24 protein-coding genes and 1 pseudogene are annotated in these 23,861 nt (G+C 36.0%); 10 read left to right on the forward strand and 15 right to left on the reverse strand.

The features are described 5' to 3' along the window. The 3 genes and pseudogenes from VB264_RS19850 to VB264_RS19860 form a co-directional block, all read right to left on the reverse strand. Positions 1-230 (reverse strand): annotated as a pseudogene (locus VB264_RS19850) (ISAon1 family transposase); the annotation flags it as partial. After that, positions 223-576, reverse strand: coding sequence for an ISAon1 family transposase N-terminal region protein (locus VB264_RS19855; protein ID WP_323252226.1), 354 nt, complete (start codon positions 574-576; stop codon positions 223-225). The pseudogene VB264_RS19850 and the gene VB264_RS19855, both read right to left, overlap by 8 nt. Before the next feature lie 512 nt (positions 577-1,088). After that, the gene (locus VB264_RS19860) at positions 1,089-2,426 is read right to left on the reverse strand and encodes an MFS transporter (RefSeq protein WP_323252228.1); all 1,338 of its coding nucleotides are present in this window, start codon (positions 2,424-2,426) and stop codon (positions 1,089-1,091) included. 212 nt (positions 2,427-2,638) lie between these two features. Between VB264_RS19860 and VB264_RS19865 the strand changes: the two genes are divergently transcribed. Further along, positions 2,639-4,024, forward strand: a complete 1,386-nt coding sequence (locus VB264_RS19865; RefSeq protein ID WP_323252231.1) for a BamA/TamA family outer membrane protein — start codon at positions 2,639-2,641, stop codon at positions 4,022-4,024. 270 nt (positions 4,025-4,294) lie between these two features. On the opposite strand, the gene VB264_RS19870 is transcribed toward VB264_RS19865, so the two are convergent. Together VB264_RS19870 and VB264_RS19875 are read right to left on the reverse strand one after the other, a co-directional pair. Then, a complete protein-coding gene (locus VB264_RS19870) occupies positions 4,295-4,735 on the reverse strand; it encodes a LytR/AlgR family response regulator transcription factor (RefSeq protein ID WP_309923324.1) in 441 nt (146 codons plus the stop codon). Between the two features lie 116 nt (positions 4,736-4,851). Next, positions 4,852-5,523, reverse strand: a complete 672-nt coding sequence (locus VB264_RS19875; RefSeq protein ID WP_323252234.1) for a response regulator transcription factor — start codon at positions 5,521-5,523, stop codon at positions 4,852-4,854. A 203-nt stretch (positions 5,524-5,726) separates the two neighbouring features. Between VB264_RS19875 and VB264_RS19880 the strand changes: the two genes are divergently transcribed. Beyond that, positions 5,727-6,302: a hypothetical protein gene (locus tag VB264_RS19880; RefSeq protein WP_323252236.1), complete on the forward strand. Its 576-nt coding sequence runs from the start codon at positions 5,727-5,729 to the stop codon at positions 6,300-6,302. Positions 6,303-6,370: 68 nt separating this feature from the next. Here VB264_RS19880 and VB264_RS19885 read toward each other — a convergent pair whose 3' ends face one another. Next, on the reverse strand, positions 6,371-7,435 hold the full coding sequence (locus VB264_RS19885; RefSeq protein WP_323252238.1) for a branched-chain amino acid aminotransferase: 1,065 nt from the start codon (positions 7,433-7,435) through the stop codon (positions 6,371-6,373). Positions 7,436-7,740: 305 nt separating this feature from the next. Further along, a complete protein-coding gene (locus tag VB264_RS19890) occupies positions 7,741-8,295 on the reverse strand; it encodes a cob(I)yrinic acid a,c-diamide adenosyltransferase (RefSeq protein ID WP_323252240.1) in 555 nt (184 codons plus the stop codon). A 239-nt stretch (positions 8,296-8,534) separates the two neighbouring features. On the opposite strand from VB264_RS19890, the gene VB264_RS19895 reads away from it, so the two are divergent. Together VB264_RS19895 and VB264_RS19900 are read left to right on the forward strand one after the other, a co-directional pair. Beyond that, entirely contained in the window at positions 8,535-9,050 is a 516-nt protein-coding gene (locus tag VB264_RS19895) for a DUF1648 domain-containing protein (RefSeq protein ID WP_323252242.1), read from the forward strand. A gap of 3 nt (positions 9,051-9,053) precedes the next feature. After that, positions 9,054-10,286 carry an S-adenosylmethionine:tRNA ribosyltransferase-isomerase gene (locus VB264_RS19900; protein ID WP_323252245.1) on the forward strand — a complete coding sequence of 411 codons (1,233 nt, stop codon included), beginning with the start codon at positions 9,054-9,056 and terminating at the stop codon, positions 10,284-10,286. Between the two features lie 93 nt (positions 10,287-10,379). Here VB264_RS19900 and VB264_RS19905 read toward each other — a convergent pair whose 3' ends face one another. Both VB264_RS19905 and VB264_RS19910 read right to left on the reverse strand, forming a co-directional pair. Then, a complete protein-coding gene (locus VB264_RS19905) occupies positions 10,380-10,961 on the reverse strand; it encodes a hypothetical protein (RefSeq protein ID WP_323252247.1) in 582 nt (193 codons plus the stop codon). Next, positions 10,961-11,566 (reverse strand): DUF1624 domain-containing protein, encoded by a 606-nt coding sequence (locus VB264_RS19910; RefSeq protein ID WP_323252249.1) that lies wholly within the window; start codon positions 11,564-11,566, stop codon positions 10,961-10,963. Before VB264_RS19910 ends, VB264_RS19905 begins: the two co-directional genes overlap by 1 nt. 145 nt (positions 11,567-11,711) lie before the next feature. On the opposite strand from VB264_RS19910, the gene VB264_RS19915 reads away from it, so the two are divergent. Continuing rightward, complete coding sequence (locus VB264_RS19915; protein ID WP_323252252.1) at positions 11,712-12,155, forward strand: Lrp/AsnC family transcriptional regulator; 444 nt, start codon at positions 11,712-11,714, stop codon at positions 12,153-12,155. A gap of 2 nt (positions 12,156-12,157) precedes the next feature. Here VB264_RS19915 and VB264_RS19920 read toward each other — a convergent pair whose 3' ends face one another. Next, entirely contained in the window at positions 12,158-13,432 is a 1,275-nt protein-coding gene (locus VB264_RS19920) for a replication-associated recombination protein A (RefSeq protein ID WP_323252254.1), read from the reverse strand. Between the two features lie 119 nt (positions 13,433-13,551). Here VB264_RS19920 and VB264_RS19925 point away from each other — a divergent pair, with 119 nt between their 5' ends. Then, positions 13,552-14,694: a DEAD/DEAH box helicase gene (locus tag VB264_RS19925; RefSeq protein WP_323252256.1), complete on the forward strand. Its 1,143-nt coding sequence runs from the start codon at positions 13,552-13,554 to the stop codon at positions 14,692-14,694. Between the two features lie 354 nt (positions 14,695-15,048). Here VB264_RS19925 and VB264_RS19930 read toward each other — a convergent pair whose 3' ends face one another. Further along, positions 15,049-15,816: a biotin--[acetyl-CoA-carboxylase] ligase gene (locus tag VB264_RS19930; protein ID WP_323252258.1), complete on the reverse strand. Its 768-nt coding sequence runs from the start codon at positions 15,814-15,816 to the stop codon at positions 15,049-15,051. 114 nt (positions 15,817-15,930) lie between these two features. On the opposite strand from VB264_RS19930, the gene rsfS reads away from it, so the two are divergent. From rsfS to VB264_RS19950, 4 genes are all read left to right on the forward strand, one after another. Continuing rightward, positions 15,931-16,317 (forward strand): ribosome silencing factor, encoded by a 387-nt coding sequence (rsfS, locus tag VB264_RS19935; RefSeq protein WP_323252260.1) that lies wholly within the window; start codon positions 15,931-15,933, stop codon positions 16,315-16,317. 186 nt (positions 16,318-16,503) lie between these two features. Further along, positions 16,504-18,555, forward strand: coding sequence for an ATP-dependent zinc metalloprotease FtsH (ftsH, locus tag VB264_RS19940; protein WP_323252262.1), 2,052 nt, complete (start codon positions 16,504-16,506; stop codon positions 18,553-18,555). A gap of 156 nt (positions 18,556-18,711) precedes the next feature. Next, positions 18,712-19,503, forward strand: coding sequence for a UDP-2,3-diacylglucosamine diphosphatase (locus tag VB264_RS19945; protein ID WP_323252264.1), 792 nt, complete (start codon positions 18,712-18,714; stop codon positions 19,501-19,503). Next, positions 19,500-20,072: a GH32 C-terminal domain-containing protein gene (locus tag VB264_RS19950; protein ID WP_323252266.1), complete on the forward strand. Its 573-nt coding sequence runs from the start codon at positions 19,500-19,502 to the stop codon at positions 20,070-20,072. Before VB264_RS19945 ends, VB264_RS19950 begins: the two co-directional genes overlap by 4 nt. 1 nt (position 20,073) lies before the next feature. On the opposite strand, the gene VB264_RS19955 is transcribed toward VB264_RS19950, so the two are convergent. From VB264_RS19955 to VB264_RS19970, 4 genes are all read right to left on the reverse strand, one after another. After that, positions 20,074-20,787 carry a thiamine diphosphokinase gene (locus VB264_RS19955; protein ID WP_323252268.1) on the reverse strand — a complete coding sequence of 238 codons (714 nt, stop codon included), beginning with the start codon at positions 20,785-20,787 and terminating at the stop codon, positions 20,074-20,076. Between the two features lie 100 nt (positions 20,788-20,887). Continuing rightward, a complete protein-coding gene (locus tag VB264_RS19960) occupies positions 20,888-22,561 on the reverse strand; it encodes a sodium/sugar symporter (protein ID WP_323252270.1) in 1,674 nt (557 codons plus the stop codon). A 576-nt stretch (positions 22,562-23,137) separates the two neighbouring features. Continuing rightward, positions 23,138-23,563 carry a DUF2335 domain-containing protein gene (locus tag VB264_RS19965; RefSeq protein ID WP_323252272.1) on the reverse strand — a complete coding sequence of 142 codons (426 nt, stop codon included), beginning with the start codon at positions 23,561-23,563 and terminating at the stop codon, positions 23,138-23,140. Positions 23,564-23,566: 3 nt separating this feature from the next. Then, positions 23,567-23,788 carry a hypothetical protein gene (locus tag VB264_RS19970; protein ID WP_323252274.1) on the reverse strand — a complete coding sequence of 74 codons (222 nt, stop codon included), beginning with the start codon at positions 23,786-23,788 and terminating at the stop codon, positions 23,567-23,569. Positions 23,789-23,861: the final 73 nt, after the last annotated feature.

Below are 23,861 nucleotides of genomic sequence, written 5' to 3' on the forward strand. Positions count from 1 at the left end.
GCCTGTTTGTTTGTGACAATAGTGTATAATTCTCCATTAGACAAGGCTGTTTCATCAATACTCAAATGGCTACCTACATTATCACAGAATAACATCCAATCTTCTGCATGTTCTTTTTGGGACCATCCGCTATAGTCACTAATGTGTTCTTTGTACTGGTGTTGAAGCTGTTTACCATCAACTTGGAAATACTCACCAAGATGATAACAACTGATGGGATAATTATCCAAATATTCCTTTTAAAAAAAGACCGAATTCCGTAGTCATTCGAGCTCCTTTTATTACTAAATCCCAATCTCTGCTAATGATATCTCCTGTCTTCTTAACTGTCCAGCGACGCCTCTTAATTCGTAAAGCGACTTTTTGCCCACGGATTGGAAAGTCTTGGATGCTTACCTCTGGAAAGAAACCTTTAGATTCAAGGTCTTCTTTCTGATAACCCGAGGGTACAGTATTCTTTTCTTCAAGATAAATCTGAAGCTCTTTGTGCTCCTTTTCAACTTTGGTCAATTCGAAATATTCCAGAATGCCTTCTGGTAAGAAAAAACTAATGAGACTTTGTTCGGATGGATTCAAGGGAAATTAGTATTGGTTTACAATGCAAAGAAAAGAAATTATTCGATGCCCCCAAATATTTGACTTGACCCTAAAAGACACAAGACTAGGTAAGTACAGGGGCATATTGCATATGACCTTTTGAGACAACAAATAGCAAAGCTACTTCTTGAACAAGTAAGATGTGGCGCTAATTTTTCTATTAGCGGGTGACTTAAGTCCTAATGATTACCCACATCTTTTAAAAAGTTGAAATGAAGATGTGATTATTGATAAAATAGGCTTAAATCGCCTTTCAAACTGAGCTTTTGTCGCATCTTGTCACAGACTGAATACCTGAAACTCTTATTCCTAGCGAGGGACTTAAGTCCCTCGCTAGGAATAAATCCCTTGATTATCAACTATTTATATGCTTGTGGGTAATCATTAGACTTAATTCACCCGCTAATAGAAAGGATGAGTTCATAATTATCTTCTAGTCTTTAAGTCCAACATCCTTTAGTCCAACATTCATCCAGTCCTAAAGTCCTTTTTCAATGCCCACCACCACTCGCTGGTATTTCCAATCCTTCTTTTATCTTCTCAGATTTCATCAGCATGGTGGCGCCGCAAGCTAGTAGTAAAAAGACACCTGCAAAAGTGATAGCCTTACCAGCATCATTATTTAAAAAGTGTTCTAATACATAGCCAAAAGTTAGGTTCTGGATAATCATAGGTATCACAATCATCATGTTGATAATTCCCATATATACCCCATAACGTTCTTTAGGAATCTCTGAAATTACCATTAAATAAGGTATCCCCATCATACTTGCCCATGCTATTCCAAAGCCTGTCATGGGGGCAAATAATAAATATTTGTTTTCAATATGTGGAAAGATGAGTAAGCCAACCCCTGCTATTAATAAACAAATTGTGTGGACTGACTTCGGTGTGAATCTTTTAGCAAGCCCTACCAAAGCAAATGCCGATAGGAAAGTGGCAATATTATACCAACCGTTGACCAAGCCAGTCCAACCTACTGCCTCTTGATATAACTGTTTGTTATCGTTTGGAGTAGTATGCCAAACCGACTGTGCAATGCTTTTAGAAGCATTCTGCCAATAGCAAAATAAAGCATACCATTGAAATAAATAAACAAGTGCCAATTGCCACATTATCTTTGGCATATCTTTAATAGCTTCAGCGATTTCAATAAAAGGAGAAAAGATGCCCCTGTTACTTTGTTTGATATGCGCTAATTCTTCAAGAGTTGGCGGAATTTCAGGCGTTTTAGCCATAGACCAAAGCACAGAGCTTATCGAGCAAACAGAACCCAGAAAAAATGAGCCAAATACCCAATAAGGAATACTGCCATGTTCGCCAGTAATGAATTTCTGAAAAATGAATAAGGATACATTGGCTAAGGTAATGCCAAGGCCAGTAAAAAAACTTTGAGAGAGAAATCCTGTAGCTTGCTGATCGGCGGGTAATTTATCAGCAATAAAAGCCCTATAGGGTTCCATTGCTGTATTATTTCCTGCATCAAGTATCCATAATAACCCCGCAGCCATCCATAATGAACTACTAAAGGGATAAATAAACAAAGCAATGCTACATAATAAAGCTCCTATTAAAAAATAAGGTTTGCGTCTTCCCCAACGTGGATGCCACGTTTTATCGCTCATTGCTCCGATAATTGGTTGGATTAAAAGACCCGTCATAGGTCCCGCTAAATTGAGAAGGGGTATTTCATCAGGACTAGCCCCTAGAAAATCATAAATGGGATTGATGGCACTTTGTTGCAAACCGAAACTGTATTGAATGCCAAAAAAACCGACATTCATGTTAATGATTTGAGAAAATGATAACCTTGGTTTGGTAATGTTCATAAATTATGATTGATAAAAATGGTCAATATTACTTGCAATAATACTAATTAATTTAGAATAATTTATATTTAATCATGATGGAGTCATTAATTATTTCCATCTCTTGAACAGATACAATATTTTTGAATTTAGCAATAAGAACATCAGTATGATACTAATGGTATGAAGATTGCTTGAAGTATCTTATGGGGATAATTGCTTAACTTTGATATATGCTACTTTTCACTTTTCTTTTTTCTTTACTGAGCACTTCTTTTAAGCCTATTCAGGCGGATTCTATTGTGGTGGTGAATGAAATTGTTCTTAATGGCCATCATAAAACAAAAGAGAGTATTATTTTTCGTGAATTGGACTTTAAAATAGGCGATACATTATTCATCAATGATGTCAATAAGCGTTTAGAAATCAATAGACGAAAAATTGTTAATACTAACCTCTTTATTTCGGTTGAAATTCATCATCAAATTACTGAAAATGGGCAATTGAATATCCAGATTCAACTGCAAGAGCAATGGTTTTTGTTAGGGTATCCTGTTTTTCTATTGGCTGATAGGAATTTTTCGGAGTGGTGGGATAGAGGACATGATTTTAATCGTACCATTTATGGAATAGATTTAATCCATAGTAATTTTAGAGGACGGGCTGAGAGACTTTCACTACATCTAGAAAATGGCTTTACAAAACGTGTAGATGTTGGGTATAGAATTCCATACATCAACAAAGCCCAAAAAACAGGAATGGGCTTTAGCATATCATATATGACAAATAATAACGTGGCTTTTAGGAGTTTGAACGATACGTTGTTTTATTTCAGAAGTAGTGGGCATACCATGCGAGAACGCTTTTCTACGGCTATTTTTTTGAAAAAAAGAATAGGTTTTTATGATAATCATACTATTGAACTAAGGTATAATAGTATCGGCATCAATGATACTATCAGGAAACTGAATCCTAATTATTTTGCTAACCATGGAACCCTACAACGTTATGCCCAGCTTAGTTATTCCTTTAATCATGATTTCAGAGACAACGTAGCATATCCCTTACGTGGAAAACGCTATGGAATATTAATTAATAAATTAGGTATTTTACCTAACGATGACATTAATCAGCTAGAAATTACGGGCGACTATTCTTATTATAGACCGCTATCTAGAAAGTGGTTTTTCGGGATGAGTATTGAAGCGAAAATATCGTTTCCTGATCGTCAACCCTTTTATAATACCCGTGGCTTGGGGTATGGGAGTCGCCTTGTAAGAGGGTACGAATTGTTTGTAGTAGATGGCAGTAAGTATTTTTATGGCAAGCAGACACTGAGATACGAGCTTTTTAATAAAAGAATCAATTTGAAATTCCTTAAGACAAAGCAGTTTAATAAAATACCTATTGGTTTATATCCAACGCTTTTTGGTGATTATGGATATGTTGAAAATCGCTTTTCGGACGAAAACAAAAGTAAGCTTGCGAATAAGATGCTCTATAGCTATGGTTGTGGGCTAGATGTAGTAACCTACTATAATTTAGTAGTTCGCTTTAATTATGCCATTAATAGCTTTAATAAAGGGCACTTTGTGTTCAATATAGGACGAGAGTTTTAGGAAAAAACTGTTAAGTACTAATTTTTTCTATTAGCTGGTGACTTAAGTCACCAGCTAATAGAAAAGGCTTTATTAAAAAGATCAACAAAATCAGAACTTAATCGATTTTAGGAGGGCTATAAAAGACAAAAGGAGACGTTAAAAACATCCCCCTGTGCAAATTAATAGTTCTACACCTATTATCTTTAATATTTTTGAAGATTAGGAATTAAAAACGTGGGGCAACAAAGTTCACCCCCGTTTCATAAATACCTAACCACTAATTTCTTTTTAACTGATTCGAGAATATCCAAAGTGTTTTCTCACTCTATCAATAAACTCTTTCTTTTTTCTTCTCGAAATAGAAATTTTACTACCATCCCTTAATTGTACAAACATTTCTTCTTTAATGTCAAATTGAGAAACGTAGTTCAAGTTGATTGTAAAAGACTTATGAATCCTCACAAACATTTCGGCATCTAATTTAGGCAAAAAAACTTTCATTGTACGAGAAACTAGCAATTTTTTTCCATCAGTGAAGTAAAACATGGTATAATTGCCGATTGCTTCTAAGTGACTAATGTCTTTCCAAGCTACAATAATGTTCTTTTTACAAGAAATCGATAAAATAATGTTCGATTCATTACTAAGAATATTTTCTCTTTTAAAATGTAAATCACGACTTAAATTATTGATTAAATATGTATTGTTTGTTAACGATGGACTTGCCATGATAGTTATTTAGTTAAGGTTATTCCATAAATTGATTCTATAGCATGGTTGGTTTCTTGATTACAAAGGTGGGGACTAATTTAACTATTGTCAATCACATGAAAGGATGATATTGATTATACAATTCTTTCATGAATAGCCTTCGCAACGGCCTCTGTTTGTGAATGAACGTGAAGCTTATCATAGATTTTTTTGATGTGCGACCGCACAGTGTCTATGCTAATACTACATTTATCGGCAATCATTTTATAACTATTGCCTTTTACTAAAAGATTTAATATTTCGCCTTCTCGTTCTGTTAATTTATAATCGTTGTTTTCCGTAATTTTTTGTTGAGCAGGCAACATCTGCAAAATTTTACGGGCAATACTCGAAGTCATGGGCGCACCGCCATTATTGGCATCCTGAATTGCTTCAAGCAATTTAATAGGAGGAGTCCTTTTTAATAAATAACCCACTGCTCCTGAACAGATTGCCTCAAAAATGTTTTCATTATCTTCAAACACCGTAAACATGATTACATTTACTTGTGGTGCCAATTGTTTGATTACTTTGAGTCCCTTTAATCCATTTGCAATAGGCATATCAATATCCATTAATACAACATCTGGCCTTAAATCAATGATTTGTCGGGCTACTTGCTCACAGTTTACAAAGGCACCGATAAGTTCAAAACCAATTGACCCTCTGAGTAATACAGAAAGGCTTTCTCTTAAATCGGGGTTATCTTCATAAATCACGATTTTAATGGATGGCTGGTTCATTGGTTGCGTAAAATTTAGAGACATGACGTTGACGCTATTGGTTTTGAATAAATGCTTGATTAAGGAGGATACTATTTTACTACTAAGTTTATTGTAAATTTACAAAATATATTTATCAGGTGGTATCACATGATTGGGTGAGGAAACTTATATCATCAATCAGAATGTGGTAGCTACTCAGAAAGTTTTTGTATTTTTGTATTTAGAAATCTTAATACATACAATTCGTGAAAAAATATAATCTTTACTTCCTTTTATTATTTATACTATTGATTGCTTGTCAAGATAAAAAAGAAAGTACTCAAACCGAAACAAGCAGTCCCGTAAGTAGTGCGGCTGGCTCGTCGTCTGCTTTAGAAAATTATAGCTCAATTTTTCAGGCAATTCTTAAAACCGATGCTGGCATGGCTCGTGGTGTGAAAATAGGGGATAACATTGATACAATTAATGAAACAACTTTGCCTTCTGAAACGCCAGCTGAAAATGGAAAAAGCTTTACGGAGTATTTTGATGATACAGATTTAAACTTTGCTGATATTTTGTATGTAAGGAGTGAACAAAACAAAGTAGAGGCTATTACAATTGATGTATATATCGAACGTCAAACGGCCGTAGATAGCCTAATGACTGAGTTTAAAGGTTATTTCAATACCAAATATGGCAAAGGAACTAGCACCGAGAAAGCTACGACTTGGCAATTGGCTGATGGCAAAAATAATTTATTACTTCAAAATGTAAGTACTGAAAAAGACCCAGGCTTAAAGATAATTTTCGCCAATAAAGAAAATAAGATTTTACAGTAAGAGATATAAGCAAAAACAGCCTTTAGAAGTTTCTAAAGGCTGTTTTTATTTGTAACCAATAATGAAAACTATATTTTCATTACCCATCCACGTGTATCATCTTTTTTACCTAAACGAATGTCATTGATTTCCTCAAATACTCTTTTAGAGAATGCGTCGTCTTTGCGTTCTGGTAATTGGTAATCAACACCTTCGTAGCCAATCGTTGCGATAGGGGCAATTACAGCGGCCGTACCAGCACCAAATGCTTCAGTTACTTTACCAGACTGAATGCCTTCTACCAATTCTTTTACAGAAAGTTGTCTTTCTTGAATTTCCATTCCCCATTCTTTAGCTACTTGTAAAATTGATTTACGCGTAATACCATCAAGAATTGTATCGCCAGTCGGAGCCGTTACTAAAGCACCATCTATTACAAACAAAAGGTTCATCGTTCCTGCTTCTTCCACAAAAGTATGCGTAGCGGCATCTGTCCAGATAATTTGGTCATAACCAGCATCCATCGCTAATTTAGTTGGATACAACGACCCACCATAATTACCTGCATTCTTAGAAAAACCAACACCACCATGGGCAGCACGAATATATTGTGTTTCAACACGTACACGTAGAGGCTTAGTATAATAAGAACCTACTGGGCAGTTGAAAATAATAAATTTGTATGTTTTTGATGGACTAACGCCAACGTATTCATCCGTAGAGAACATAAAAGGACGAATGTACATCGAACAACCCTCTTTCGCAGGAATCCAGTCGGCATCCAAGCGTAAAAGTTGTGAAAGACCTTCCATAAAAATATCCTCTGGAATTTCAGGAATACACATACGGACAGCAGATTTGTTGAGACGTTTCCAGTTCTCTTCTGGACGAAAGACCAGTATTTCACCCGCTGCATTTTTGTAGGCTTTCATGCCTTCAAAAATCGCTTGTCCGTAATGAAGAGACATCATCGCTGGAGAATATGAGATAGGCCCATAAGGCACAATTTGTGGCGTTTGCCATTCTCCATCTTTAAAGTCGACCACCAACATGTGGTCGGCAAAAGAACGCCCAAAAACAAGGTTGTCAAAATCAACCGCATCAATCCTAGATTTTTCAATCTGATGGATATCAATCTGCAAGGTATCTGTCATATATATATACTATTTGTTATTCTAATATTAAAGTCATGAATCTTGAGTCTTGAGTCAAAAGTCAAGCGTTTAAGGTCTAAAGTCAAGAGTCAAATGTACTTAAGTCCAATGTCTAAAATCTAGTATCTTAAAGCCCTAATTCCTATAATCCTAAAGTCTTATATCTTAAGTCTAACATCTAAAATCTCTACTCTAGAGTCTTAAAGTCCTAATTCCTCCAGTCCTAAAGTCTTAAATCTTAAGTCTAAAATCTAGCACCTAAAATCTTGTGTCCTCCAGTCCTAAAGTCCCCTAATCCTAAAGTCTCAAGAAGAAACCCTCGGCTTCCAAGCTACCTCCTCTATCTCAAGCTCCTTTGCCATCATCCTGCACAATACAAAAATATAATCAGATAGTCTGTTTAAATACCTGATGACTAAATCGTTTACCTCAGATTCCTCCGAAAGTCTAAGCACAATTCTTTCCGCTCTTCGGCAAACTGTTCTGGCCACATGTCCAAACGAAACAGATTGGTGTCCTCCTGGTAAAATAAAATATCGCATAGGTTCTAAATCATTATCCATTTTGTCCATTTCATTTTCCAGTAGCTCAATGTCACTTTCTAATAAATCAGGCAAACGCTTTTTGGTTTGTTCAGGCTCAGAAGCCAGTATTGAACCAATGGTGAATAATCTATCTTGAATTTCCTTTAAAATATTTTTACGCTTTTCATTTACCGTTTGATCACGCACCAAACCAATGTATGAATTTAATTCATCCACTGTGCCATAAGCTTCAATCCGCAACTCGGTTTTAGATACTCTTGTGCCACCAACTAAAGAAGTTGTCCCTTTATCGCCAGTTTTGGTATAAATTTTCATAATGTTACTCATATTCAAGGCTTTCTAGCCCTTGAAGTCGTTCATTTTACAAAGCTAATTTTTTTTGAGAAGTTTTACTCATTAATCCTTAAAAAAATAATTGTCATAACAAGTATTTTTTAGGGTTAAAAAGATGATGTTTAGTCTAAAGAACGATTTTTATTCTTGATTAATCAGTCATTTCATTAGAAATCCTGCCTTTTCTAGCGTAATTTTGCACCCTGAAACAACCAATATCAATGAGTATAGAATTTTTCATTTCCAGAACTTGGCGTTACTTATCAATTTTAGCCTTCATCCTTGTCTTATTATTTACCTACCGTGGCTTGCCAGACACCACTGCCGTGCATTTTGGGCCAAATGGTAGAGGAGATGGCTTTCTTCCCAAAAACGAAGTTTTCTACCTTTTTGGAACAGTTATGTTCGTTTTCAATATATTATCAATTTTGTTAGCCAATAGCGTAAAACGTGTTCCCGCAACTGCCTTTGCTTGGATTCCGAACAAAGTATGGTTGAAAGAGGGTGAACAACTAAAAGTTGCAATAGTAAACTGGCTAAATTTTTTGCCTGCCATTGTGAATACTTTTTTATTGCTTATTCTCAGAGCATTATTGATTCTAAATGATGAACGAACTTATAAAACAGATTATTCTTATTTATTAGTATTAGGGATTACTTTGATAACCGCTTGGCTGTTTTATCTGCCTATCAAATTGTTATTTACAAGTCCAAAAATTGAAGTAGAAGAAGATTAATTGATGGATATTCAAGATTTAAAACTTGCTGATTATACATATCATTTGCCCGACGAGAGAATTGCCAAATTCCCCTTAGAAAAGCGTGATGAATCTAAATTACAAGTATATCAGCAAGGTAATATTACCCATACCGTTTTCAAGAAAATCAATGAGTATTTACCCCAAAATACCCTCTTGGTTTTTAACAATACTAAAGTAATACCTGCCCGAATTCATTTCCAGAAATCAACTGGGGCTGTCATTCAAATTTTTTTATTGCATCCCATTGCTCCCACGTCAGTCATTAATTTAGCGATGGAGGCCAGTGATGAATGTGTGTGGGAATGCATGATTGGAAATAGAAAACGTTGGAAGAAGGAAGATGTTTTAGAGAAGATACTAAACATTGCAGGGGAAACTATCGAGGTAAAAGCCGAATTGTATGATGTTGAAAACAACCAAGTGAAACTATCTTGGCGAGTAATTTCAGAAGATACTACCATTCCTAACCCGAAGTTTGTTGATATTATCCAAGCCTTGGGCGAAATACCATTACCACCATACCTAAACCGAGAAGCCGAAGCAGCAGACTACGAAACGTATCAGACTGTTTATAGCGAGAAAAAGGGAGCAGTTGCCGCACCTACTGCGGGCTTGCATTTTACTGATGAGGTACTACAGAATCTTTCGGCACAGGGCATCAAAGAGGAGTTTATTACGCTTCATGTGGGTGCTGGTACTTTTCAACCCATCAAAGTTGAAAATATCGTAGAACACCGTATGCACAATGAACAAATTGTGTTTACCAAAAAGAATATTGAAGTCTTATTAGCAAATATTGGCAGTACTATTCCCGTAGGAACGACATCAATGCGAGCTTTAGAGAGTTTGTATTGGTATGGTGTAAAACTGACTAGGGATATTTCAAGCGATTTTTTCATTGAAAAATTATATCCTTATCAGCACGTTGTGGAGGATTTACCAAGTACAGCTTCGTCTTTAAAGACAATTTTATCGAAAATGGAAGCTTTGGGCGAAACAGAAATTACGGGCGAAACCGAAATATTTATTTTCCCTGGCTATCAGTTCAAAATCTGTAAAGGTATTGTTACCAACTACCATCAGCCCGAAAGTACGCTGATTCTACTCATAGCAGCTTTAATTGGAGAAGACTGGCGAAAGGTGTATAAAGAAGCCATGATAAACGATTATCGTTTTTTGAGCTATGGGGATTCATCTTTGTTGTTGCCGTAAACCTTTTATCTCTAGCGAGGGACTTAAGTCCCTCGCTAGAGATAAAAAAATCTAAAAAAAACTTCCTTATTCCTATTAAGGAAAGATTAGCCCCTACACATAACTTAACCACCAATACCTCTGATTTTTTTGCTTGTAAGCCCCATACCAACGACATATTGGGTAAGTAGCCACTACTATCACAATCCACAATAAATACACAAAGCTTAGACTGAAACCGTAACCTTGCAATCGCGGCGACATATAAACCCATGTATCTAAAACCATGGCATCAGCACCAAATCCCGTTAGGCTTGCTGCCAACATCGCCAATGTGTGGATGACATAAATATGTAGAATATAATAAAACATCGATACCTTGCCGTAAACCAATATTTTGTTCCAGAATACCCCTTTGGCATTTTCAAGAAAAGCTAATAGTAAAAGTGCAGGGCCAATCGTCAATAAGATGTATAATAACGAAGGCGGATATTTGCTTACATTAATAAACGAAAGCAAAAGATTAATACCACTAGCCTGAGTATCCCACAAACGAGTGTCTCCATATAAATTCGTACTGCGAATAATAATAAACAGCACTATACTAAGCCATCCGTATGTTAACAAAATTTTTCTACGCGCTTCTGCTTTAAATTTAGACGTGTAAATTACCCCAAAAACATATCCCAAAGCCATCACACCACCCACGGAACAACTGGATATCCGATATAAATAACGTGGTCAGGAATCCAGTTAAACATTCTTTGTTGGTGGATAAGCGACCAAATAAAAGCCAGAAAATTATCCTCTTTAATGGTAACACCATCTAAAAGGTTATGTCCAAAAATCATGAGTAAGCTCCCTCCAATAATCCAAGGCATAGGTAAATAAACAATAGCCGAAAGCAACACCATGCTTAAACCTATCGCACCGATTACCTGAAAAGAAATAATGCCAAAATTGGGGTTAAAGAACCAAGCAATATTCATAACGGTTAATTCTAAGATAATCAACCAAATACCTCTTTTTAATAAATAGTTTGATAATTCGCTAAGTCCTTTTTTCTGACCGACTTGGTATGCTGATGTTCCCGCCAAAAAAATAAAAATTGGCGCACAGTAATGTGTAATGATGCGGGTTAAAAATAGTAAGGGATTGGTTTTGCTTAAATCTGTAGGGTCGAATAAGTATGCATCAGCGTGAAAAAAATCACGCACGTGGTCTAACGTCATAATAACAATGACGATGCCTCTTAATAAATCTATCGACTCAATTCTCCGATTTTGTTGTATAGTTTCCATCTTTATCGTGAAAAATAAAATTATCTTTTGGAATTTTGTTGAAACAAAGATACCTTGCTGATATAAGATAAATGCTTTGTAAACCATTGAACTTGATGGTAATAACCTTTGATTCAATGTTTATTTAATTAAAATACCTTCGATTATGGAGTTAGATAAATTGCATTGGAATATTTTAGCTTTATTACAGGAAAACGCTCGTTTTTCCTTTGCCGAAATAGGCAGAAAAGTAGGACTTTCGGCACCAGCCGTTGCTGAGCGTGTTCAGAAGTTAGAAGAAATAGGTGTCATCAAACGTTTTGGGGTAGACCTCGACTTCGGAAAGCTGGGTTATTCCCTAAAGGCAAGTATTTTATTTAAAGCACAAAATGGCAAAATGCAATCTTTTTTGGCACACATCAGCCAAATGCCCGAAGTGTATCAATGCGATAGAATTACAGGCGAATATTGTTTGGTGATGAAAGTAATCGTAAAACATCCCAATGATTTAGAAAACATCATTAATCAATTCTCAGAATATGGCGAACCTACCACTTCTGTCATCTTATCGAGTCCTGTTGAATATAAAGTGGTAAAACAGGGTTCTTGACATCAATAACCGTATTCGTCGCCCCAATCTTGGCGGAGTTTCTGTTTGATTTTCTCCTCAGCAGGATTTTGTTGAGGCTCAAAGAATTTTGTGCTTTTTACTTCGTCAGGCATAAATTGTTGTTGTACAAAATTGCCTTCATAACCGTGAGCATACTTGTAGTTTTTGCCGTAATCTAACTGCTTCATCAATTTGGTGGGGGCATTTCTAAGGTGTAGCGGTACGGGCAAGTTTCCAGTTTCACGCACTGTTGCCAAGGCTTGGTCTATCGCCAAATAAGCAGAATTACTTTTGGCAGAAGTAGCCAAATAAATAACGGTTTGCGACAGTACAATACGGGCTTCGGGCATGCCTACTGCTCGGATGGTCTGAAAACAAGTATTGGCCATCAATAAAGCGTTCGGATTCGCCAAGCCAATATCTTCGGATGCTAAAATCATCATTCGTCTTCCTATAAACTCTATGTCTTCGCCACCTTCTAGCATTCTTGCCAACCAATACACGGCAGCGTTTGGGTCGGAGCCACGGATAGATTTGATAAAAGCCGAGATAATATCATAATGTTGTTCGCCGTCTTTGTCATAGAGGGCTATATTTTGTTGGAGTTTTTCAACAACCATTTCATTCGTAATTTCCAGTCCTTCGCCCTCAGGAATAAAATTGCAGACCAGCTCTAAGATGTTGTACAACTTTCGCCCGTCGCCCCCCGAAAACTGCAAAATAGCCTCGTACTCCTTTACGACAATGCCTCGATTCTTCAAGAAGACATCTTTCTCTAGTGCCTGATTAATCATATAAATTAATTCATCTTTCACCAAAGGCTTAAGTACATACACCTGACAGCGAGAAAGCAAGGCAGAGATTACCTCAAAAGAAGGGTTTTCGGTGGTAGCGCCAATTAGCGTAATAATCCCTTTTTCCACTGCGCCGAGGAGGGAGTCTTGTTGTGATTTTGAAAAACGGTGGATTTCGTCGATGAACAAAATAGGAGAGGGCGTATCAAAAAACTTCTGCTTTTTGGCCGTCTCAATGGTTTCACGAATGTCTTTTACCCCTGCACTAATGGCAGACAATACATGAAAAGGACGTTTCAGGGTCTGAGCCACAATACTTGCCAAGGTAGTTTTGCCAACGCCCGGAGGCCCCCACAAAATAAAAGAAGGAATCCTGCCAGATGCTACGGCACGGCGTAAAACGGCTTTTTCTCCTACTAAATGTTGTTGTCCCACGTAATCATCAAGCGTTTGTGGGCGCATTCGTTCGGCTAATGGTTGCATAATAGTATCGTTAATTCTTATAGCAAATATACATTCATTTCAAGACGCTAAGGTTAATCCAAAGCTTTGTGCCAAAGAAATATTATCTTTGTAAAATATTTTCATCCTAAAATAATTACATGACTTTCGCATCACTTGGTTTATCAGCATCTCTTTTAAAGGGAATAGAAGCAAAAAATTATACCGAACCTTTCCCGATTCAAGAACAGGCTATTCCCGCAATTTTAGCAGGAAAAGATATCCAAGGAATTGCCCAAACGGGTTCTGGAAAAACTGCGAGTTTTGTATTGCCTATTTTAGAGATGTTTCAGCGTAAGAGTCCCACCAGAAATTTACACCTAAAAGTATTAATCTTAGTACCTACGCGCGAACTCGCTATTCAGATTAAGGAAGTGATTGATTCGTTTTCTTTGCACTTAAATAATCCTGTAAAAAGCATTGCCGTTTTTGGAGGTGTACCCCTCAATCAGCAGATGGTGAAGCTAAAAAATACGGAAATTTTAGTAGCTACCCCAGGCAGGTTATTAGATTTGGTTTCGACGCAATCAATTAATCTAGCTAAGATAGAAATCTTGGTACTGGATGAAGCTGACAAAATGTTGGATTTGGGGTTTAAAGAAGAAGCCAACAATATTTTTAAGTTATTACCCAAAAAACGCCAGAACATTTTGTTTTCGGCAACATTAGATACTGATTTAGAGATTATCAAGGAAAGCCTTTTGAGCGAACCTGTAAAAATAGAGATTGAACCAGAAGTACAGAACCTTGACCAAATTAAGCAAATTGCCTATTTGGTAAGTCCCGAAAGAAAAGGACCCTTACTAAGATACCTTATCAAAACCCAAGCCATGCCACAGGTATTGGTATTTGTTTCGGCGGTAAGGACGGCGGATAATTTGGTAGATAAATTAAAGAAAAATGGCATCAATGCCTTGGCGATTCACAGTAAGAAAACACAAGGAGCCAGAACCGAAGCATTGAGGAATTTTAAAGCTGGAAAAACTACGGTATTGGTGGCTACAGATTTGGCTTCGCGGGGGATAGATATTGAGTTTTTACCTTTTGTGATTAATTATGAGTTGCCACGTTCACCAAAGGATTATGTACATAGAATTGGTAGGACGGGGCGTGCTACGGCCTCTGGAGATGCCATTTCACTGATTTGTCCTGAAGACCAGCACCATTTTCATATCATCCAGAAAAAAATGAAAAGGAAGGTAGAAACAGTAGATACTGCTGATTATGACCTGGGTAAATTTTAAGTGAAAATTCAAAGAATCAAGCACCTTGTTGTCTCTATAAACAAACGTAATATGCTGTTTTAAGGGTGTTATAAGATGCTTGATTATCAGCTTTTTGAGGAAATCTTAGGAAAAACTACCAAATAAAAATAATTTGCTATGGTATATGGTTATTTCAAGATTTTAATTATATTTGATAAATAATTCCCAAAACTAACCACACATTAACCCCTTAAAACGTCATGAATCTAAGATCGATGCTTCGAATTTTGTTTATTAGTTCACTGGTAGTTTTCTTAGGATACATTTTTTTGAAAAGTTTTGATTCATTTGCACATCACGTAGTAGCCTTTAAAAAATATTAAAGGCTCTTTATTAAATTACAAAAGCTACTTCTTGGAAACCATAATATTCGACTAGCCCGTCGGACTCAATACCCAATTGTCCGCTTTCGTCGATACCGACTATTTTCCCCAGAAATAGTTGCCCGTTCTTTTTGAAATGATGAAATTCGTTTATTCTGAAAAGATTAGACAAGTACCTTTCTTTCAATACTTCATAATCTCCGTTTTTTACGGCCAAATAATTTTTCTCAATACAAGCTAATAATTCAGAAAGTAGGTCGGATAAATCATATTTTAGCGGATTCGTCGTTACATTCCTCAGTGAGGTAGCATTGGGTACTGGAAACTGGGTTTGATTGATGTTTAATCCGATACCAATCACAGAAAAACCAATCTGATAACCTTGCAGGGTATTCTCAATAAGAATGCCGCCCATTTTTTGATTTTGAAAATAAATATCGTTCGACCACTTTACTTTTAGGTCGTCGTCGATATATTCCGATAGGCAGTCTAAAACCCCCAGCGAAACCGCCACATTGAGTTTGAACTGTTCGCTGGCTTTTAAAAAATTGGGCTTTAGGATTAATGAAAACGTTAAATTTTCGCCTACAGAGGCTTCCCAAACGTTGCCTCTTTGTCCGCGACCAGCCGTTTGATTATCGGTAATTATGACCATTCCCTCAAAAACGTTATTACCCGACTGAATTATTTCAGCCGCTATGTCGTTAGTAGAGTGACAGACTGGCATGTATTTTATTGTTTTGCCAGTAAATAATGTATTGGGTTGAATTTTGTACAAGGTTATTTTGTAATTTTAAAGTTCAAAATATTTTTTGTGTTATTGATTGATGAAGTTATGAGATTTATCTCTAAACATTGTGACAAACACTTGTGAATTTACAAACAACAAAGCATGGCAGAAGTTAAATTAAAAAAAGAAATTAGTTCACAAGAACTTAGCCAATTGGTGGTGAAAGGGATGCAGGAAAGAAAGGCAACCAATATTATAGTAATGGATTTAAGAAAAGTAAAAAATGCTTTTACTGATTTTTTTGTCGTTTGTTCTGGTAATTCTGACACGCAAATTGATGCTATCTCAGAATCTGTTGATAAAGAAGTATGGGAAGCAACTCGTTCTCATCCCAAAAGTATGGAAGGAAAAGCCAACCGTGAATGGATATTAGTTGACTATTATGATGTAATAGTACACGTATTTAAAAAAGATAAACGAGAGTTTTATAAACTAGAAGAATTGTGGGGTGATGCTGAATTTACTTATATTGACGACGATGCCGTTTAAAGTAATAACACTCCTTTCATAAATTTATCATACCACTTTTCATGAAAAACATAAGTTCGAAACAAAGTTATCAGACCTTGTGTTCTCAATATAGATAACCAAAGTTTACAATTTATCTCCAATTATGTAAAACCAATTACTTTTTAGAATAAATTGGATACTGTTTAAAAGTTAATTAAAGAAAAAATGGCAGAAAATAATAGTGAGAATAATAAACCTCAAGGCTTTCCGAAGCGTCGCCCAAATGCTTCTGGCAATGGTTTTCAAGGATGGTTGGTTATAGGATTGATAGTTGCTTTAATCAGTATTTACTTTTTGAGTAAAACAAAAGTTCTAAAACCTATTCAGCAAACCGAGTACGAACAAATGGTGCTCAATCAGGAAATTGCTAAATTATCCATTATCAAAGGAAAAGATATTGTTGAGGTTACCCTCAAACCAGAGGCACTTCCTAAATATAAGAATGAATTAAGCGATCAACCAAACGCTGTGGTTAATCAGAATGCAGGACCTCAATTCGAAAAAGAGATTACTTCTATCAATTCTTTTGAAACAGAACTCAACGAATTACAGAAAGATATTCCTCGTGATAAGAGAGTGCATGCTACTACGGAAGAACATTATGGAATTTTTGAATTCTTGATGGGTCCAGGTTTCTTTATCGTGATGTTCATCGCTATTTACTTCATGTTCTTTAGAATGGGTGGTGCTGGCGGACCGGGCGGACAAATCTTTAACATTGGTCGTTCTAGAGCAACATTGTTTGACGGCGAAGCTAAAGTAAAGATTACCTTCAACGATGTAGCTGGTTTGGATGAAGCTAAAGAAGAGATTCAAGAGATTGTAGAGTTTTTGAAGTTCCCGAAAAAATTCACTGACTTAGGTGGTAAAATTCCAAAAGGAGCGTTATTAGTAGGCCCTCCGGGAACAGGTAAAACCTTGTTAGCAAAAGCTGTTGCTGGAGAAGCAGGCGTACCTTTCTTCTCGTTGTCAGGTTCAGACTTTGTTGAAATGTTTGTGGGTGTGGGTGCGGCACGTGTAAGAGATTTATTCAAACAAGCGAAAGAAAAAGCACCATGTATCATCTTTATTGATGAGATTGATGCTGTCGGTCGTTCGCGTGGACGTGGTGCGATGCCAGGCTCAAACGATGAGCGTGAAAATACATTGAACTCATTATTAGTTGAAATGGATGGTTTTGCTACTGACTCAGGTATTATTATCATGGCAGCAACCAACCGCCCTGATGTATTAGACTCAGCTTTATTACGTCCAGGACGTTTCGACCGTCAGATTTCAATTGATAAGCCAGATATTATCGGAAGAGAAGCTATTTTTAAAGTACACTTAAAACCTTTGAAATTAGCGGCTGATATTGACCCTAAAGAATTGTCTGCTCAGACTCCTGGTTTTGCAGGTGCTGAAATCGCTAATGTTTGTAACGAAGCAGCTTTAATAGCGGCACGTCGTAGCAAAACAGCGGTTGATATGAAAGACTTCCAAGAGGCAATGGATAGAGTAATTGGCGGTTTAGAGAAAAAGAACAAATTGATTTCTCCAGAAGAAAAGAAAATTGTTGCTTATCACGAAGCTGGCCATGCGATTGCTGGATGGTTCTTAGAACACGCCAATCCATTGGTAAAAGTAACGATTGTACCACGTGGTGTAGCTGCTTTGGGTTATGCACAGTATTTGCCTAAAGAACAATTCTTGTATAGAACAGAGCAATTGATCGATGAAATGTGTGTTACCTTAGGTGGTCGTGTAGCTGAAGATATCGTTTTTGGTAAAATATCAACAGGAGCACAAAACGATTTAGAGCGTATTACCAAATTGGCTTATAGTATGGTAACCATTTATGGTATGAACGATAAGCTTGGAAATGTTTCATTCTACGATTCGAAAGGCTCGGAATATAATTTTAACAAACCGTATTCTGAACAAACAGCCCGCGAAATTGATGAGGAAGCACGTAAGATTATTCAACAAGCTTACGAAAGAACAAAGGCTTTATTGACTGAAAAACAAGATAAGTTGGAAATTTTAGCACAAGAATTATTAGTAAAAGAAGTGCTTTTCCAAAATGATTTAGAGCGTTTGGTAGGACCAAGACCTTTTGAGCAATTGACAGCTTATCAGGAATTTACCAGAAACGAAGATAGAAAAGCAGCAGATTTGGAAGCGAAAGAAGCCGAAAAAGCTATTGCAAAAGAAAGTGAAGAACCTGCTGAAAAGTAATAGACGGTTTTAACCTCAACCCTAAGCCCCCTTTCTTAATAGAAAGGAGGCTTTTTTTTGCTGTTTTGTCTTATTAGGACGCAACAAGCTTTTAGTTGATGGGTCTCTTACCTAGCGCTTAGATTTGTTGTATATTTGTCTTTTAAATATGTTTCAATGACTACTATTAATTTACAAGCCGACAAGAAAATATACTTTGCCTCTGATTTTCATTTAGGATACCCCGACCATCAAACTAGTTTGATGCGTGAACGAAAAATCATCGCTTGGCTCAACCAAATCCAGAAAGATGCACAAATGATTTTTTTGATGGGCGATTTATTCGATTTTTGGTTTGAATATAAAAATGTGATACCCAAAGGTTTTGCTAGGTTTCAAGGCAAATTAGCAGAATTGTCGGATGCAGGCATTGAAGTCATTATTTTTAAGGGCAATCATGACCTGTGGATTTTCGATTATTTTGAAGAAGAAATGGGGATTAAGGTATTGAGAGAACCCACTGAATATGTTGTTAACCAAGGCAGTAATAGTACGTCTTTTTACCTAGTTCATGGTGATGGATATGGCCCAGGAGATTATGGGTATAAAAAGCTGAAACGTGTTTTTGAGAGTAAGCTTAGTCAATGGGCATTTGGCTGGGTACATCCACAAGTTGGCATGAAACTAGCCATGGCGTGGTCTGCTTCCAAAAAAGATGAAGAAAGGCTCAAACGAGAATTACAGTTCAGAGGCGAAGGTGAATGGCTGTGGTCTTATGCCAAAGAAGTAGAAAAACAAAAACACCATGATTTTTATATCTTTGGGCATCGCCATTTGTTATTAGATTTAAAAGTAGGTGAAAATAGCCGTTATATTAATTTAGGCGAATGGTGTTATGATAAACCAGCAAGTAATCATTATGCCATATTCGACGGGATTAATTTTAGTGTAAAACAATTTCAGGGATGAAAATCATAGCGATACTTTTATTATTTATTAATTGTACAGTGTTAGGGCAAAACGTTGCTTTTGATACACTAATTCCAAAAAATACTTACCGATATTTCGAAAAGAAAAAATTTGTAGTTGCTAAGGAAATAGCCCTCAATGGCGCTGATCTTTTTTCTAAAAATAATTACCTGATAGAGGCAGAATTAATTTGTAAATCAGCTAAGCATTTTGGGTTTAAGGTAGCCCAATGGAGAGACAAAGCTCATCCTAATAAAGTACTTGAAGAGTTGACACTTGGCTATAATGTGCACCATAAAGAAATATACATTGATAGAACAAAGTCGTCAATACCTGTTAAGAAAGATTTAGTAGCATCTTATCACCTTGTTAATAAAAAGATAAAAATGCAGATAATTGTCAAGAACAATTATGTTCGCTTTTATGCCAATAATAATGAAGTAATGTTGGCAGATTCTATCGCCCCGAGTCCCGACGCACTAATATTTTCAATTTTTACAAAGCGAAGAAAAGTATTTGTTGAATCTTTAAAAATTTGGGACTTAGAGGATTTTCCGACTAAAAAATAAACTAGTCATTACATTCCATCATCAATAAATCACCAGACTGATAGGTGATTTTAACCAAGCCGTCTTCTTTTACCTCATTACTACTTCCAGTACGATAGCCAATGGTGAGGTTTTCGGCTGATAATTCATACTTTAGGTTGTGTGTAGTAATGCCCGATACTTCACCTACAGGAATCAAGGAAATATTGGTTTTGGCTGGATACCACTTTTCGTAAGAGTTAGGTAATACAAAAATCTTCGAGTAGTCGTCAATCACCACTATTTTTAGTTGTTCTCTAAACCGCACGATGTTTGTAATATTGGTGATAGTATGGTCAGCCCTTCTGCCTGTAGCCCAAACAACATTGACGGCAGGAAACCCTTTTTCTACTAAATAATCAAAAGCCTTTTCCAAGTCGGTTTTATCTTGGTCTGGTGTATGAACAATCTCGATAGGGTACTGGTCTTCTCTGATTTTCTCTAAATTAATGGCTCTTTTAAGGTTTTGTTCGTCTAGTAGGGAGATGTCAGAAGTATTTCTAAGAATATCAAAATCGCCCAAGAGTACATCAACCTTAATGCCCAATTCTAGCACACGATTAATAGCAGAATCAAGGACAATCACTAAAGGTGACCATTCAAGGAGTTGACCCAATAATTCAAAATTACAGGCTTCGCCGTTGGCAATAATAAGAGCAGGCTCTTGTTGTTCTCTGATAACATGATGTGATGACATACTATAAGTAAGAGTTATGAGTGATGAATTGTGAATTTAAAGTGTTTTATAACGATATTTTATTCATAATTCATCACTCATAATTCACAACTTTTACTTACTACCAGAATGTAGCATAAAGAACCACTAAAATAGTTAAGATAACAATAGCACCAATCGTAAAGCTTTTAGTTGTTTTAAACATAGAAGCATCTATTACTAAAGCTTTAGGGTTTTCTCTAGTAGATGAATCTGCTAAACCAAAAATAGCCATAACAAGAACACATATTACAAAAGTAATAGCCATACGGTCTAGGAATGGAATAATGTGTTTGCCTTCGCCATCTAAGAAAGAAGTATAGATTGGTGTCTCGTACAAGCCTGTCCAATCTGGGAATTCTTTTAATACTAAAGAAATAACCACCGAACCAATAGTAGCCACCATAGCACCAGCAGAGTTGGCACGTTTCCAGAAGAAACCTAATAAGAACACTGCAAAAATACCTGGCGAAACATAACCAGTCATTTCTTGAATAAAGTCGAAACCACCTTTTTTGTCAATACCCAAGAAAGGAGAGATAAAAATGGCAAGAATCATGGCAACAACGATCACAATTCTACCAGTTGTAACCAATTCTTGTTCAGTAGCATTTTTCTTAAAGAATTTCTGATAAATATCAAGCGTAAAGATAGTTGAGATAGAGTTTGCTTTACCAGCCAAAGAAGCCACGATAGCAGCCGTTAAGGCAGCAAATGAAAGTCCTTTTAACCCAACAGGTAGTAAGTTTAATAATACTGGGTATGCGTGGTCTGGGTTTACAGTACCGTCAGCACCCAACATTTCTTTTTGGAACATTCCGTTTTGGTATAATACATATGCTGCAATACCCGGAATAACTACGATAAGAGGCATTAATAATTTTAAGAAACCTGCAAATAAAAGTCCTTCACGAGCCACTGGAAGCGAAGCACCCAAGGCACGTTGCGTAATGTATTGATTACAACCCCAATAGTTTAAGTTTACAATCCACATACCACCAATCAAAACAGCTAAGCCTGGTAGTGAAGTATAATTAGGGTTATCCTTTTTCAAAATCATGTGGAAGTGGTCGTTAGCACGAGTAAACATTTGGTTCATACCCTCGATAGCACCAACTTCGCCAAATTGTTGTGATACCAACGTAAGCGCTAAATAAGTAGTACAAAGTCCACCCAAGATTAAGAAAAACACTTGGATAACGTCTGTAAAACCGATAACTTTCATACCACCTAATGTAATGATTACAGCAAAAAACGCTAAGCCCCACATACACAGCGTGAAGTCAATCCCAGAAATAGTAGTAATCGCTAATGCTCCTAAGTACAAAATAGAAGTAAGGTTTACAACAACATATAGAATCAACCAGAAAACAGCCATAATGGTACTTACTGTTGAATTATAACGCTGTTTCAAGAACTGAGGCATTGTGAAAATCTTATTTTTCAAATAGATTGGCATAAAAAATACCGCCACAATTACGAGCGTCGCTGCAGCCATCCATTCGTAAGCAGAAATAGCTAAGCCCATTTTGAAACCATTACCAGCCATACCGATAAATTGTTCGGCTGAAATGTTTGAAGCAATCATCGATGCTCCGATTGCCCACCAAGTAAGTGAACCTTCGGCAAGGAAGAAGTCTGTAGATGATGCTTGTTTTGATTTTTTCTGTTGGTAAATCCAGTAGCCGTAACCTGCTACAACGATAAAATAAAAGAAGAATACTAAATAATCAATGGATTGCAGTCCTTTTTGCATTGGGTTTATTTATTTTTTAGGTTATATATTATTTTTCATTCCGAAAGATACTGCATTAATTCAAAATTAAATAGATTAAATACTATAAAATATATTACAAAAACTATATTATGTTTAGCAATAAATTTATAATTATCTGATTTTTAGTATGTTATGTTGTGTTTTAATCATGTCAAATTGACACATTTGCCCTTATTTTTTTTCAATAAAGTACGTAAATAATACTATGTTTTTGGTTAAAAATAGTAAAGTCTGCAAAATTGGTGAATTGTAAGCCCTTCTCTTTAAAAAATTTGGTTTGTATTATAAAAAACAAAATATCCTTTTGTGAAATATTGCTTTTAAGGGTTTGAATACCTGTATCACCCTAAAAACTAAAATGCAACCAATTTTTTGTTGCAAAGAGCTACCATCGTTATAAAATCAGTAGAATTTGCTGAAAGGTTTAAGCAAATAATTAAAAAGAGGTAGAAGGTTAGCTGTATATCTGTTAATAAGTGTATTAATTGCCAATACAAAAAAGACTTTGATAAAAGTTGATTGGAATACTAAAATGACTTATAGTTACTAATATTATTAAGGGGTATTAGTAACAACAGAATTATCATTCTTGTTAGTTTTAGGAAAGCGCCTTGATACAAAAACATAAGCTAAGCCTATTAGAACACTACTAGCTACTGAACCTGCTACGATAGCTTGTTGCAAATAAGCTAAATAAGAACAAAAGCCTATAACAACACAGATTCCGAGGAATCCTACAATTATTTGTAAGCGTTCAGTATTTAATTCTTTTTCTTCAAGAATTTGTTTTCTGTCCTCGCGAGCTAGTCGTTTGTTTTGTTCTTTCTCAGTGATTGTTAAAAGTCTTTCTGCAAAGCCAGGTTGAACTTTTTCATATTGGAGAAGAATTTCGGGAGAAGGTAAAAAGCCCCTGTGGGCAAGCATAGTGTTTTCGGTAGATGTAGAGGTTGACTGAACACTCTGAAAAGACGAATCTGTCATTTTTTAGGCAATTTTTTTAAAAGAAGTATTAAAGTCTCCAACAATGTTTTGCCAATCTCCAAGCAACATTTGCCTGTCTTTTTCAAGTCCTTCTTCAGTAGAACTCAAAAAAGTATCACTAGCAGATGAACTTCTTTTTTTAGGGTGTTTGCGTAAACTAAACAAAAGAATAATTGCACCTAAAGCAGCACCTATAGCCAATATGATGAACAATATTTTTTTCATTTTAATTAAAACGTTTATTTATTAATAAGATAAATTTACTAAAAATAATTCATTTTGCTTTAATATTAACTCA

The organism is Arcicella aquatica (assembly GCF_034928825.1).
Classification (GTDB): domain Bacteria; phylum Bacteroidota; class Bacteroidia; order Cytophagales; family Spirosomataceae; genus Arcicella; species Arcicella aquatica.